Annotated in this window: 11 protein-coding genes, 3 tRNA genes and 1 pseudogene; 10 read left to right on the top strand and 5 right to left on the bottom strand. The window is 54.1% G+C overall.

Going from position 1 to position 13,493, the window contains the following annotated elements; genetic code table 11:
- Positions 1 to 86: 86 nt before the first annotated feature.
- Together A7976_RS01770 and A7976_RS01765 are read right to left on the bottom strand one after the other, a co-directional pair.
- Positions 87 to 1,154, bottom strand: coding sequence for a hypothetical protein (locus A7976_RS01770; RefSeq protein WP_067106162.1), 1,068 nt, complete (start codon positions 1,152 to 1,154; stop codon positions 87 to 89).
- Positions 1,151 to 2,563, bottom strand: a complete 1,413-nt coding sequence (locus tag A7976_RS01765; protein ID WP_067106160.1) for a TolC family protein — start codon at positions 2,561 to 2,563, stop codon at positions 1,151 to 1,153. Before A7976_RS01765 ends, A7976_RS01770 begins: the two co-directional genes overlap by 4 nt.
- Before the next feature lie 92 nt (positions 2,564 to 2,655).
- On the opposite strand from A7976_RS01765, the gene A7976_RS01760 reads away from it, so the two are divergent.
- The gene (locus A7976_RS01760; RefSeq protein WP_067106158.1) at positions 2,656 to 2,931 is read left to right on the top strand and encodes a polyhydroxyalkanoic acid system family protein; all 276 of its coding nucleotides are present in this window, start codon (positions 2,656 to 2,658) and stop codon (positions 2,929 to 2,931) included.
- Positions 2,932 to 2,937: 6 nt separating this feature from the next.
- On the opposite strand, the gene A7976_RS01755 is transcribed toward A7976_RS01760, so the two are convergent.
- Positions 2,938 to 3,189 (bottom strand): hypothetical protein, encoded by a 252-nt coding sequence (locus A7976_RS01755; protein WP_067106156.1) that lies wholly within the window; start codon positions 3,187 to 3,189, stop codon positions 2,938 to 2,940.
- Between the two features lie 160 nt (positions 3,190 to 3,349).
- Between A7976_RS01755 and A7976_RS01750 the strand changes: the two genes are divergently transcribed.
- The 9 genes from A7976_RS01750 (at position 3,350) to A7976_RS01710 (ending at position 11,938) form a co-directional block, all read left to right on the top strand.
- A tRNA-Leu gene (locus A7976_RS01750) sits at positions 3,350 to 3,434 on the top strand.
- A gap of 30 nt (positions 3,435 to 3,464) precedes the next feature.
- Positions 3,465 to 4,769, top strand: a complete 1,305-nt coding sequence (tig, locus tag A7976_RS01745) for a trigger factor (RefSeq protein ID WP_067106154.1) — start codon at positions 3,465 to 3,467, stop codon at positions 4,767 to 4,769.
- On the top strand, positions 4,769 to 5,395 hold the full coding sequence (gene clpP, locus A7976_RS01740) for an ATP-dependent Clp endopeptidase proteolytic subunit ClpP (protein ID WP_067106152.1): 627 nt from the start codon (positions 4,769 to 4,771) through the stop codon (positions 5,393 to 5,395). The genes tig and clpP overlap by 1 nt, the downstream gene beginning before the upstream one ends.
- 35 nt (positions 5,396 to 5,430) lie before the next feature.
- Complete coding sequence (gene clpX / locus A7976_RS01735) at positions 5,431 to 6,699, top strand: ATP-dependent Clp protease ATP-binding subunit ClpX (protein WP_067106150.1); 1,269 nt, start codon at positions 5,431 to 5,433, stop codon at positions 6,697 to 6,699.
- A gap of 105 nt (positions 6,700 to 6,804) precedes the next feature.
- The gene (gene lon / locus A7976_RS01730) at positions 6,805 to 9,243 is read left to right on the top strand and encodes an endopeptidase La (protein ID WP_067106148.1); all 2,439 of its coding nucleotides are present in this window, start codon (positions 6,805 to 6,807) and stop codon (positions 9,241 to 9,243) included.
- Positions 9,244 to 9,389: 146 nt separating this feature from the next.
- On the top strand, positions 9,390 to 9,662 hold the full coding sequence (locus A7976_RS01725) for an HU family DNA-binding protein (RefSeq protein ID WP_067106146.1): 273 nt from the start codon (positions 9,390 to 9,392) through the stop codon (positions 9,660 to 9,662).
- A 21-nt stretch (positions 9,663 to 9,683) separates the two neighbouring features.
- Positions 9,684 to 9,759: transfer RNA gene (locus A7976_RS01720), tRNA-Val, on the top strand.
- A 31-nt stretch (positions 9,760 to 9,790) separates the two neighbouring features.
- Positions 9,791 to 9,867: transfer RNA gene (locus A7976_RS01715), tRNA-Asp, on the top strand.
- Between the two features lie 178 nt (positions 9,868 to 10,045).
- Entirely contained in the window at positions 10,046 to 11,938 is a 1,893-nt protein-coding gene (locus A7976_RS01710) for a SurA N-terminal domain-containing protein (RefSeq protein ID WP_067106144.1), read from the top strand.
- A gap of 64 nt (positions 11,939 to 12,002) precedes the next feature.
- On the opposite strand, the pseudogene A7976_RS01705 reads toward A7976_RS01710, so the two are convergent.
- Together A7976_RS01705 and A7976_RS01700 are read right to left on the bottom strand one after the other, a co-directional pair.
- A pseudogene (locus A7976_RS01705) lies at positions 12,003 to 12,584 on the bottom strand (chemotaxis protein CheB); the annotation flags it as partial.
- Between the two features lie 13 nt (positions 12,585 to 12,597).
- A complete protein-coding gene (locus A7976_RS01700; protein WP_067106141.1) occupies positions 12,598 to 13,488 on the bottom strand; it encodes a CheR family methyltransferase in 891 nt (296 codons plus the stop codon).
- Positions 13,489 to 13,493 lie beyond the last annotated feature (5 nt).

Here is a 13,493-nt window from a genome sequence, read left to right as displayed (position 1 = left end):
GCTCCATCTCAATTCTTGTTTTTGTTTCGGCATAATGCATCTCCGCCGCATTAGCTTCTTCTGAAATGAAGCCTGAAATGATCATTTCAGTCTTCATTTTCGTTGGTGATTTGATACTTGAACTCTTCCGAGAGCAGAAGCTGCGCGCCGCTGGTGACGACTTCGTCTCCGGCCTTGATGTTGCCGGCGCTGAACCAGCCATCGTCGGCCTCCTGCTCGGTGCTGACCTGGCGGCGAATAAAGCGTTCTTCGGATTGCTTCTGGTAAACCCAGGTTTTGCCGCCATACCAGACAACCGCAGAGGCGGGAATGATCGCGCCGGCTGCAGCCTTGCCCGTCTGAGCGAGATGCGCGGCAATGCGCATGCCGACTCGCAGGTTGTCGGACGCGGCGCGATAGAAGAAAGTCTCGCCCTGAATGGCCGCATCGGTTTGCGGTGCGGCTGAGACAAAGATTGCCCGCGTTGCCTTGCCGCCGGCACCTGCCGGTTCGATCATCAATACAGTTTCTTTTCCCGGCATTTTGGCGTCGAAAGGCAGGGTGATCTGCAGCAAAACATCGCGGTGTTGCAGCAAGCGCTGCAAAACTTCGCCGGCGGGTTGTTGCGTTGCCCATGCCGCCAGGGTTTCGCCCCATTGCTGGCGTATCGTGTTGCGTATACCTGCCGCCGCGGTTTCGGCGGCCGCCAGACGTGCTTCGTCGGCTCTCCAGGCAGCTTCGGCGGCGGCTACCGCGCGATCGGAGACGTTATGATCGTCCCGGTTCAATTGCAGCATGCGCTGATATTCTTTCTGGCTATTGGCGATGGAGGCCCGTACCACGCTGGCTTCCGCCCTGGCCGCTAGATAACGTGTGCGCAACTCGCTGTAAGCATCCAGATTGACGACTGTGCCAAACGCGCTTTGTGTCGATTGGTAATGCCCGGCGCGTAGCGGGCTGGTAACGATGCCGCTCTGGCGTTGCGTTTCGGTCGGTAATGTAACCACGGCGGCGCCGTTTTCGGATGAAACGCGCGGCGGGCTCGCGATTTCCTCTTCCTGCTCCTCTTGCGAGTAGGCTTCGTATTCATCCTTACCGTAAAACACCAGCAGCCAGAACATGATGATGATGATCAGCGCTTGCAGAATGATGATCGTAAGCGTTTTGCGGTTCATGACGGCATGTCCTCGGTGTTCTGTTCGGGTAAGGCAAGCGGGGCGTCGTCATTCAGCGGTCGCTGCAAGGCATCCTCCAGCGCCGCTAACGCCTTGTGCAAACGTATCGTGGCAGCCAGCCTGCCTTGTTCTGCGACAAGCCCTTCCAGTTGCGCCGTCGTCCATTCCAGCCGGTCAATATGGCCGGCCTTGAACAGCCGTTCGCTTTTGGCAATTTGCCGCTGCTGTGCCTCTACCATGCTCTCGGCTTTAGCGAGTTCTGCCAGGCGGCTGACATATTGGGAGAGCGCCTGTTCCTGCTCTCCAATGACGCGAACCTGCAAAGCCTCGAATTGCCGGGCTTCAACTTCACGCAGTGCCTCTGCTTCGGCGATGGGGCCTTCATTTTTGTTCGATAGGCCTAGCAGCAAGGAAACCCCCAGCGTCCAGAGGTTGTCGCCCTGATCGAAGAGATAACCGGGTGAGAGAACGACATCGGGGTGTTGCTTGGCGATCTCCAGCCTGAGTCTGGATTCGGCGGCATCGTACCGGGCGAGGGCGCTGCGTATGTCGAGGCGATTGAGGAGGGCGGCGCGCTGCATCTCTGCGGGCGGCAATTTTTCGATGGGATATATTATCGGTAATCGATCGTCGATTTTGATGGCATCCAGCGCTTGTACGGGAATGCCGATGGACACGGCAAGCTCGGCATGCAGTTCGGCATTGCGCGCAGTTTCAGCTGCCAGCGTGTTTTGAAGTTTCTGCAGCTGTAACCTGGCTGTGGCAAGATCGATATCGGATACGATCCCGGCCTCAAGACGTTTTTGCAACATCTGTACAATGGCTGCTTGCAGATCGACTTCGCGCTGCAATAATCTGCTTTGATGAAGTGCCGCACGATACTCGATCAGGCTGGCTTGCAATCGACTGCGAACTTGCCAGGCTTGCTGGCCGACGTCGATGCGGGCGGCCATGGATAAGTTGGTCGCCTGGTCGATCCTGATCTGGCGCTTGTCACCGGTTTCGACAGGGATATCAAGGCCGATGCCGAGAGTCCAAGGTGAAACGCCGCCATCGGTTTTGCTGTGGTGTTCGATGTTTCCCGAGATCGAGGGATTGGGTTTTTGGCCGGCGGTGATTTCCTCTGCTTGCGCGGCCTGCCATTGAGCCCGGGCGATTGCGAGTTGCGGATGATAGAAAAACGCAGCCAGCGTTAGCTCTCTCAAACCCCATGTGCCGATTGGTGCCTCGGCGGGGTAGCCTTGCGATTGCATATAACGTCGCAATTCGAGGGAATTCAGGCTCCGTGCCGCGAATTGGTCGGCCGTTTTATCGACTTCAATCGCCTTGGGATGATAGACCTGATTGGCGCAAGCACTGCTCAGGCAGGCGGCGACAATAAAACTTAGCAGAGAATATCTCGAATTCAAAGGTGTGCACTAATTCAGGGCAAAGCGAGATATTACATGCTGGATTCAAAATTCGGCAATTTTGAATCCGTAATTACTACGGGAGAAATTAAATGGCTGAAATTCATGTTAAGCGTGCGCATGAAATGGCGCATGATCAGGCCAAGCAATCGGTACAGGCGGTAGCCGACAAGCTCAAGGGCGACCTGGGGGCAACGTACCGCTGGGAGGGTGACAGCCTGCGTTTCGAGTGTCCGGGCGCGGACGGCAGGATAGATGTGCAGCCGAACGAAATCAGCGTATCCGTCAAGCTCTCCTGGCTGTTGTCTGCAGCCAGGGGCAAGATAGAGCGCTCGATAGAAAGTTATCTGGATCAGTATCTCGCCTGATGCAGATCAGCCCTCGTGTATTTGGGCGTTAATGGAGTTCAATGCATCCTGCAATGTTTCTTCGGGTAACGCATTGATACTGCCCGCGAGCAACTCCGCAGCTTCCACGGCGGCGGGCGGAAGATCGCCGCTGCGAAGTTCGGCGATCAGGCTGGCGGCGGCACCGCTGACTTTCAACAAGGCTTGCCGCTCCTTCATCAACAACTCGATTTCCGCTCTCAGCAGCATGGTTTCTTGAGGGGTGATCGTGTCGTGCATGAGAAAAATTCCATTGGTTTATGAGCTTTTCATCTTGCTACCCGCAAGAAGGCTTTGTCAAATCGGATTCCCGTTTGGAGAAGGTTCCGCGAGTCCTGAGACTCGGTTACAATAGCGGGATTTTCAGCTTGTCATAATGTCCGACAAGCACCTCGACACTGCGAAAGTGGCGGAATTGGTAGACGCACTGGATTTAGGTTCCAGCGCCGCAAGGCGTGAGAGTTCGAGTCTCTCCTTTCGCACCAGATGATTATTGAACTAAGGATAGAAGAGCTATGCAAGCAACCGTGGAAACCCTGAGCAATCTGGAGCGCCGCATGACGGTGTCGGTGCCGATGAAGCCGATCGAGGAAGAAGTCGGGCAGCGTCTAGGTCGCCTCGCACGTACCGTCAAAATGGCTGGTTTTCGCCCCGGCAAGGTGCCGATGAGCCTTGTGCAAAAAAATTACGGTCCGCAAGTGTTCGATGAGGTAATTTCCAGCACTGTCGAGCGCAGCTTTACCGAAGCCGTGACCGAAAACAAGCTGCGCGTTGCCGGCTACCCGAATATCGAGCAGAAGCCGAGTGCCGAAACCGAAGGCAATTTCGAGTTTATTGCTACATTTGAAGTGTTTCCCGAAGTCGTTGTCGGCGAACTGAGCGCAGTTTCCATCGAGCGTCCTACCATCGCTGTGGGCGATGCCGACATCGATCGCACCATTGAAGTGTTGCAAAAGCAGCGCGCCACTTACGAGCCGGTCAAGCGTGCCTCCAAAAAGGGCGACAAGATCAGCGTCACCTTCCGTGCGGAAATCGACGGTCAGGAAGTCGAGAGCACCAATGGCAACGCCATTGATCTGATTCTGGGCGAAGATGGTCGCATCGCTGAGTTCGACGACAATCTGATCGGTGCCAAGGCCGGTGCCACCAAGAAATTCGATATTACCTATGCCGAAGACAATCCCAGCCCGCAACTTGCTGGCAAAACGGTATCTTATGATGTTACCGTCAATACGGTTGCGCAGACGAAGTTGCCGGAACTGGATGCCGAATTCGCAAAGAGCCTGGGTATCGAAAGCGGCGATATCGAGAAGATGCGTGCCGATATCCAGGATAGCCTGCAGCAGGAAGTCACCAAGCGCGTACGCGCCAAGCTCAAGGAGCAAGTCTTCAAGGCGTTGGTGGATGCAGTCAACCTCGACTTGCCTCGTGCGTTAATAGCAATGGAGACCAATCGCTTGATGCAAGGGGCCCGCGCCAATCTGCAGCAGCGTGGCATGGACCCGGCTCAGGTGAATCTGGAGCCTGCGATGTTCGAAGAGCAAGCCAAGCGCAGCGTGCATCTGCGCCTGATCCTGGCGGAGCTGGTGAACAAGAACGAACTGCATGCCACTCCGGAACAGATTCGCGCAATGGTCGACGAATTTGCCAAGAGCTTCGAGCAACCTGAAGAAGTAGTGCGCTGGTACTACTCCGATCCGCAACGGCTGGACGAACCGATGGGCCTTGCAACCGAGGAAAACGTCGTCAATTGGGTTCTGGAGCGTTCCAAGGTGACCGACAAGGCTGTTTCATTCGATGAATTGATGGGGAATGCCTGATGAGCACGCAAAACCACTGGGAGCCGCAGGGCCTCGGTTACATTCCGATGGTGATCGAGCAGAGCGGTCGTGGCGAACGCTCCTATGATATCTATTCGCGCCTGCTCAAGGAGCGTGTGATTTTCCTGGTGGGGCCCGTCAATGACATGACTGCCAATCTGATCGTCGCCCAATTGCTGTTTCTTGAAGCGGAAAATCCGGACAAGGATATTTCGCTGTACATCAACTCGCCGGGTGGGTCGGTGACTGCCGGGATGGCGATTTACGATACCATGCAGTTCATCAAGCCCGATGTCAGCACGCTTTGCATCGGCCAGGCTGCCAGCATGGGCGCTTTGTTGCTGACCGCTGGCGCCAAGGGTAAGCGTTATTGTCTGCCGAACTCCCGCTTGATGATTCACCAGCCATTGGGTGGATTTCAGGGCCAGGCTTCGGACATTGAAATCCATGCCAAGGAAATTCTTTTCCTGCGTCAGCGTCTCAATGAAATACTTGCGACGCAAACAGGTCAAAGTATTGAGGCCATCGAGCGCGATACCGATCGCGACAATTTCATGAGCGCCACTCAATCCGTCAACTACGGTCTGGTGGACAAGGTGATTGCCAGCCGCGGCGAGGCCGCATAAGATATGACAACGTTAGTAATTATCGGGAATTGGTCATGACCAGTAAGTCGGAAGGTGAAAAGCTGCTGTATTGCTCGTTTTGTGGCAAGAGCCAGCATGAAGTGCGCAAGCTCATCGCCGGTCCTTCCGTATTCATTTGCGACGAGTGCGTCGACCTGTGCAACGATATCATCCGCGAAGAAGTGCTGGATGAAAACAGCCTGAAGCCACGCAGTAACAGCCTGCCTACGCCCAAGGAAATCTGCGATATCCTCGATCAGTATGTGATCGGGCAGACCCCTGCGAAAAAAATTCTGTCGGTAGCGGTTTATAACCACTACAAGCGATTGGGTCAGTCCGTCCAGAAGGACGAAGTCGAGATTGCCAAGACCAACATCCTGCTGATCGGGCCGACTGGATCGGGCAAGACATTGCTGGCGCAAACGCTGGCACGCTTGCTGGACGTGCCTTTCGTGATCGCGGACGCCACCACCTTGACCGAAGCCGGTTACGTGGGCGAGGACGTCGAAAACATCATGCAAAAGTTGCTGCAGAAGTGCGACTATGAAGTCGAGAAGGCACAGCGCGGCATTGTTTACATCGATGAAATCGACAAGATTTCACGCAAGTCGGACAACCCTTCGATTACCCGCGACGTTTCGGGCGAGGGTGTACAGCAGGCATTGCTCAAGCTGATTGAAGGCACTATTGCATCCGTGCCACCTCAAGGCGGTCGCAAACATCCGAATCAGGAGTTCGTGCAACTCGATACGACGAATATCCTGTTCATATGTGGCGGTGCATTCGATGGACTGGACAAGGTTATTCGCCGCCGTTCTGAAAAGGGCGGCATCGGTTTCGGCGCTGAAGTAAAGAGCAAGGACGACGCGCGCGCAGTAGGCGAAGTTCTGCGCGAAGTTGAGCCGGAAGATCTGATCAAGTTCGGGTTAATTCCCGAGTTCGTGGGTCGCCTCCCGGCAGTAGCAACGCTGGAGTCCCTTGATGAAGCGGCGCTGATGAAAATTCTCGTGGAACCGAAGAACGCCCTGACCAAGCAGTATGTCAAACTTTTCAAAATGGAAGGCGTGGAACTCGAATTCCGCGAATCCGCACTGAAACTGGTAGCCAAGAAAGCGCTTGAGCGCAAGACAGGTGCCCGTGGGCTGCGTTCCATCCTGGAGCATTCGCTGATCGATATCATGTTCGACTTGCCTTCCTTGACCAATTTGAGCAAGGTCGTGGTAGATGAGGGCGTGGTGCGTGGCGAAACGCCTCCGCTTCTGATGTACTCAGACCAGCCTCGTGTCGCCGAGTCCGCTAACTGACGTCAAAATTGGTTTGCGCGTGCCCTTGAAGGGTACCGGATCATCCCCATTTAAGTATCTACGTCCCGGCAATTCGCCGGGACGGCCTATTGCGAAGGTCCGTCCATGACAGAACATATAGATCAAGCCCTTTCTGCGGATTCCGGCATGTTGCCGCTGCTTCCTCTGCGTGACGTGGTCGTCTATCCCCACCTTGTCATCCCTTTGTTCGTGGGGCGCGCCAAATCCGTAAAGGCGCTTGAAATCGCTTCGGAGCAAAGCAAGCAGATTCTTCTTGTCGCCCAGAAATCTCCTAATAACGACGAGCCTCAGGCAGAAGATTTGTATGATGTCGGTACGGTGGCTACCGTCCTGCAAATGCTCAAGTTGCCTGATGGCACCGTCAAGGTGCTGGTCGAGGGCGTGTATCGTGCCAAGGTGACCGAATTTACCGAAGTCGATGGCTGTTTTGCGGCCAAGGTCGAGCGCGTCGAGGCTGAGGCTGGCGATAACAGCGAGATTCAAGCGTTGATGCGTACGGTTTTCACGCAATTCGATCAGTACGTCAAGCTGCACAAGAAGATTCCTCCCGAGATTCTGACTTCATTGGCTACCATCGATGATGGCGGTCGCCTGGCCGATACCATCACGGCGCACCTGACGCTCAAACTGGAAGAAAAGCAGGAAATTCTCGAGATGTTCGACATCGGCAAACGTCTGGAGCATCTGCTCGGACTGCTCGAAGCCGAAATCGATATCTTGCAGGTGGAAAAGCGCATTCGTGGCCGCGTCAAGCGCCAGATGGAAAAAAGCCAGCGTGAGTACTACCTGAACGAGCAGGTGAAGGCTATCCAGAAAGAGCTTGGCGAGCAGGACGAGAATGCGGATATCGACGAACTCGAAAAGCGCATCAAGGCGGCGCATATGCCGAAAGAGGCGCTTACCAAGGCACATAGCGAATTAAAGAAACTCAAGATGATGTCACCCATGTCCGCGGAAGCGACTGTGGTGCGTAACTACATCGATACGCTGGTCGGCTTGCCATGGAAGAAAAAGACCAAGATCAGCAAGGATCTGGCCGAAGCTGAAAAGATTCTCGATGCAGACCATTACGGCCTGGAAAAGGTCAAGGAACGCATCATCGAGTATCTCGCTGTGCAGCAGCGCGTCGATAAGCTGAAGGCGCCTATTCTCTGCCTGGTCGGGCCTCCCGGTGTCGGCAAGACTTCTTTGGGACAAAGCATCGCCAAGGCCGTGAATCGCAAATTCGTGCGTATGGCCTTGGGTGGCGTGCGCGACGAATCCGAAATTCGCGGCCATCGCCGCACCTATATCGGTTCGATGCCGGGCAAGGTGCTGCAAAGCATGAACAAGGTCGGTGTCAAAAACCCGCTGTTCCTGCTGGATGAAGTCGACAAGATGGGTCAGGACTTCCGGGGCGATCCGTCGTCGGCTTTGCTGGAGGTGCTCGACCCTGAGCAGAACCATACATTCGTCGATCACTATGTCGAGGTCGAATACGACCTTTCCGATGTCATGTTTGTCGCGACCTCCAACTCGCTCAATATCCCGCCCGCGTTGCTGGACCGGATGGAAGTGATTCGTCTCGCCGGCTATACCGAGGACGAGAAGGTCAATATTGCAATGAGCTATCTGCTTCCCAAGCAGCTCAAGACGCATGGCCTGAAAGAGTCTGAAATCAATATTTCCGAAAATACCGTACGGGATATCGTGCGTTATTACACGCGTGAAGCGGGCGTGCGCAGCCTGGATCGTGAAATTTCCAAGATCTGCCGTAAGGTCGTGAAGGAATTGCTGGTCGGCAAGACCAAGGCCAAGACGGCCGCTGCGAAGCGCGTTACGGTCACCCCGCGCAACCTGGATAAGTACCTGGGCGTACAACGTTACGATTTCGGCCTGGCGAGCAAGGAAAACCAGATTGGTCAGGTGACGGGTCTGGCGTGGACGGAAGTGGGCGGTGAACTGCTGACTATCGAAACCGTTCTTATGCCCGGTAAAGGCAAGACCATCACGACCGGCAAGCTGGGCGAGGTGATGCAGGAGTCAATTCAGACCGCCATGAGCGTAGTGCGTAGCCGTGTGGGTCGCCTGGGCATCAATCCTGATTTCTACGAAAAGAATGACATTCATATTCACTTGCCGGAAGGCGCGACGCCCAAGGATGGCCCGAGCGCAGGTATTGCTATCTGCACCGCCCTGGTGTCTGTGTTGAGTAATATTCCTGTACGTGCGGATGTGGCAATGACGGGTGAAATCACGTTGCGAGGCGAAGTGCTGCCTATCGGAGGCTTGAAAGAAAAGCTTCTGGCCGCACATCGGGGCGGCATCAAGACGGTCATGATTCCTGAGCAGAACGTCAAGGATTTGGTCGATATCCCCGACAACATCAAAAACAAACTGGATATTCATCCGGTGAAGTGGATCGATCAAGTGCTGCAGATTGCACTGGAGCGCATGCCGGAGCCAACGGAAACCACCGGTCCGGCAGCGGATGCATCCGAGGCAGAAAGTTCTGGGAAAACTTCACCGATCATCACCCATTGATGCGTCTTTCAGACGAGATTCGCGGCCGCAAAATATAATCCCTTCGATATGGCGGGAAAGGCTTGACACAAGCTTTTCCCGCTTGCTATAAAGTTGAGTACAGGGTTTGCCTGTCATTTACAAACAATGTCGAAAGGGGATTGCTCGTGAACAAGTCAGAACTGATTGATCAAATCGCCAAAGAAGCCGGTCTCTCAAAGGCCGCCGCAGGACGTTCGTTGGATGCAGCAACAACCGCAATCGCAAAAGCGCTGAAAAAGGGTGACCCCGTGACCCTGATCGGTTTTGGGACTTTTTACGTAGGCAAGCGCGCTGCTCGCAGTGGTCGCAATCCCCGCACAGGCGCGACTATCAAGATCAAGGCAGCAAATTCTCCGAAATTTAGGGCTGGCAAAGCCCTCAAGGATGCTGTAAACTAGCAGTCTTTGTTCGGCAAGCGAGGGTGCTTAGCTCAGCTGGTAGAGCGTCGCCCTTACAAGGCGAATGTCGGCGGTTCGATCCCGTCAGCACCCACCAAATAATTGCCGAGCGCCTAGTATCAAATTTTGGAGTGGTAGTTCAGTTGGTTAGAATACCGGCCTGTCACGCCGGGGGTCGCGGGTTCGAGCCCCGTCCACTCCGCCAATGACAACAAAACGGCGAGCTAAATAGCTCGCCGTTTTGTTTTTCAGTTTGCCTTTTTCTTCACTTCCTCTGCCGCGCCAGAGCGTTGACTACTATGGTATAGTCAACGCTTTTTAAACGCCGCTCGGCTTGTCGCATTATCCGGCTGGGCAATAATCGTTGTGAAGAGAGTTAAGTCATGTTGGATACATTTCGTGAGCATTCCAAAGGGTGGTTGGCAAAAGGCATCCTTGCTCTCATAGCCGTGACCTTTGCAGTATTCGGAATCGATACTTATCTTCAAAATGCCGGTTCGGGCGCAGCTGTAGCCGAGGTGAATGGCAACAGCGTGACTGTGCAGGAATATGGCAACGCCATGCAGACGCTTCGCAATCAAATGCAGGCGGCAGGAAAAGTTGATCCGACTCTTCTGGAGAATCCGGAAGTACGTCAATCCGTGCTGGATAAATTGATCGTATCCCGTCTTTTGAATGCAGAGGTTCGCGACCGTAATTTTGTACTTTCAGACGAGTCCCTGAGCAATTTCATTATCGGACTCCCGGAGTTTCAGCAGAATGGAAAGTTCTCGCAAGAGCTCTATGATGAGGTTCTGAAGCAAAATAACATGTCGCCCAGCCAGTTCGAAGCGCGCATGCGTATGGAGCTTCTGGTTCAGCAAGCGCGCGATGGCGTTGCGGCAGCGGCATTCGTCCCGAACTCTCTGTTTGACAGGGTAATGCAGGTAGAGCATCAGCAGCGTGAGATCAGCATTGCAACGATCAATGCCGATGCCTTTATCGACAAGGTCAAAGTTGAGCCAGCACAGATCAATGACTATTACGAAAAGAACAAAGAAAAATTCCGCATTCCGGAGCAAGTCAAAATCGAATATGTAATGTTTTCCGCTAACAATCTCATTCCTGGCATTCAGGTTACGGATGAGGAGGCGCAGAAGTATTACTCGGAAAATGCCGCGCAATTCCAGGGCCAGGAACAACGTCGCGCCAGCCATATCCTGATCGGTTTCGGCAAAGGAGATGCTGCGTCCAAGCAGAGCGCCCGTGAGAAAGCGAACTCCATCCTGGCTGAAGTCAAAAAGGATCCCGCCAAGTTTGATGCGCTGGCCAAGCAATATTCGCAAGACCCAGGCTCAGCACAGAATGGCGGCGACCTTGGGCTGTTCGGTCGTGGCATGATGGTGAAGCCGTTTGAAGAGGCTGTGTTCAATATGCGGCCCGGTGCCATCAGCGATCTGGTCGAATCCGAATTCGGATTCCATATCATCAAGCTGACGGAAATTCAGGGCTCCGGCCAATCCTTCGATGAGGTGAAGACCAATATCCGTGCCGAATTGATTTATCAGAAAGCGTTGGCTCAGTTCGCGGAGAAGGCGGAAGGCTTCAGTAATGTCGTTTACGAGCAATCGGATAGCCTGCAGCCCGCAGCCAAGGAATTTGGCGTGCAGGTGCAGACCAGCCAGTGGATGAGCCGCGCCGATGCAATGAAGTTTTTCAAGAGCGACAAGCTGGTCAACGCGATTTTTTCCAATGAGGTCATGAAAGACAAGCGCAATACCGAGGCGGTCGAAGTAGCTCCGAATACGCTATTGGCTGCACGTGTCGTCGATTACAAGCCTTCTGCGGCTCGCAGTCTGACGGAGATCAGCACAGCCCTGGAAAACTTTCTGCGTCATGAGCAGGCGGTGGCCATGGCTATCAAGCATGGCAAGGAACTGCTGTCCTCGCTGCGCCAGAACAAGGATGCTCCAGGTCTGGAATGGATACCTGAGGTCGTGATCGACCGCAAGAATGCCCAAGGCATGAGTGATGCAGTCATGAAGCAGGCATTCCGTACTGATGTTTCTTCGCTGCCGGCATTCGACGGTATTGAAAATTCCGGAACCGGTTATACATTGATGCGCATCAGTCGGGTGGACAATGCCGCCCCTGAAGATAACGATGAACGGAATCTTCTCCGAGGTGAAATGGAGGGGGCTTTGGCGGAAGAATACACAGCTGCCTATCTGGCGGCATTGAAAGCCAAATCAGATATCACAATTAACAAACAGTTGATGGAAGTCAGCCGACAATAGGCTTATGCAGTTAATAAAAAGGGCGGTTTTAACCGCCCTTTTTGTTTGGGTGATGCGGCAATCTTTACTTCACTGGGTTACCAAGATAGCTCATCACTCGGGAGGCTATTTCCTTGAGCGATACGATCTCGTCCACGCCTCCCTGGGAAATCGCTTCCTTGGGCATGCCGAATACCACACAGCTTTTTTCATCCTGGGCAAAGGTGTGGGCCCCGGCGTCGTGCATTTCTTTCATTCCAAGCGCACCATCCTTGCCCATGCCGGTAAGTATGATGCCAATGGCGTTTTTCCCGGCGGTTTTTGCAGCGGATTTGAAAAGCACATCAACCGAGGGGCGGTGCCGATTGACGGGGTCTGCGCTTGAGAGTTCGCAGATATAGCCGTTGCCATTTCGTTTCAGCAGCAAATGGGAGTGGCCTGGAGCAAGATATGCATGTCCGGCAAGAACCTTGTCACCTGGTTCGGCTTCCTTGACGCGTACCTTGCAGAGACCATCGAGGCGGGAGGCGAAGGATTTCGTGAATCCTTCGGGCATATGCTGCGTAATCACGATGCCGGGGCAATGCTCGGGTAATTGTGACAGGACATCTTTCAAGGCTTCCGTACCTCCGGTAGAGGCGCCGATCACAAGAATTTTTTCGTTGTTGTTAATCATTACATTATGGGCGCATGTAATCCGCTACTGCAGGCACGGCAAGATGGCGGGCTTTCTCGGCTACCGTATAAACAGTGCGTCCCTGTATGTGAAATAGGTCCGCTGCATGCTGGAAGCTTTCAGAATGTCCGGCGAAGAGCAATGCATCGCTACGCATGACAGGAATCAGTTTTTGCAGGATTTTGTATTGCGTGGGCTTGTCAAAATAAATCATCACATTGCGGCAGAAAATGGCGTCAAAGGGGCCGCGTATCGGCCAATTCGCATCGAGAAGATTGAGTTGCCGAAAGGTGATCATGTTGCGCAACTCTTGGCGAACCTGAACTTGTCCAGATGTGCCGCCCGGCACTTCGACAAAGAAACGCTGTAACGTTTCCCTGGATAGCTTCTCAATGCGGTCGGCTGTGTAAACGCCTGCTTGCGCCGTTTTCAGCACGTGAGTATCAAGATCGGTTGCGAGAATGTGTACCGGGGGCGTGTATGTCCCGAAAACGTCAACCATGGTCATGGCCATGGTATACGGCTCCTCGCCTGTAGATGCCGCGTTGCACCATAGCTGGATGGGCTGGCGATGGCGAGTTTTCCGGATGTGCTCAGCCAGGATAGGGAAGTGATGCGGTTCGCGGAAGAATGATGTCAGGTTGGTTGTCAACGCATTGACGAACGCCTCCCATTCGGGCCGGTCATTTTTTTCAAGCAGGGCGAGGTATTCGCGGAAGCTGTTTAGACCCGTGGCACGCAGCCGCCTTCCCAGGCGGCTGTATACCATGTCCATTTTGCTATCGGAAAGGCTGATGCCCGCATGATCGTAGATCAGCTTGCGTATGCGGTGGAAATCCTGCTCGGTGAAGTGAAATTCGCGCGCAGGAACTTCGCGTTCTGAAGGTAAGGACACCTGCG

Origin of the sequence: Methylobacillus sp. MM3, from assembly GCF_001645185.1 — a bacterium.
Lineage (GTDB): Bacteria > Pseudomonadota > Gammaproteobacteria > Burkholderiales > Methylophilaceae > MM2.
The sequence above is the reverse complement of the archived record's forward strand: the minus strand, read 5'-3'. Positions and strand labels throughout refer to the sequence as shown.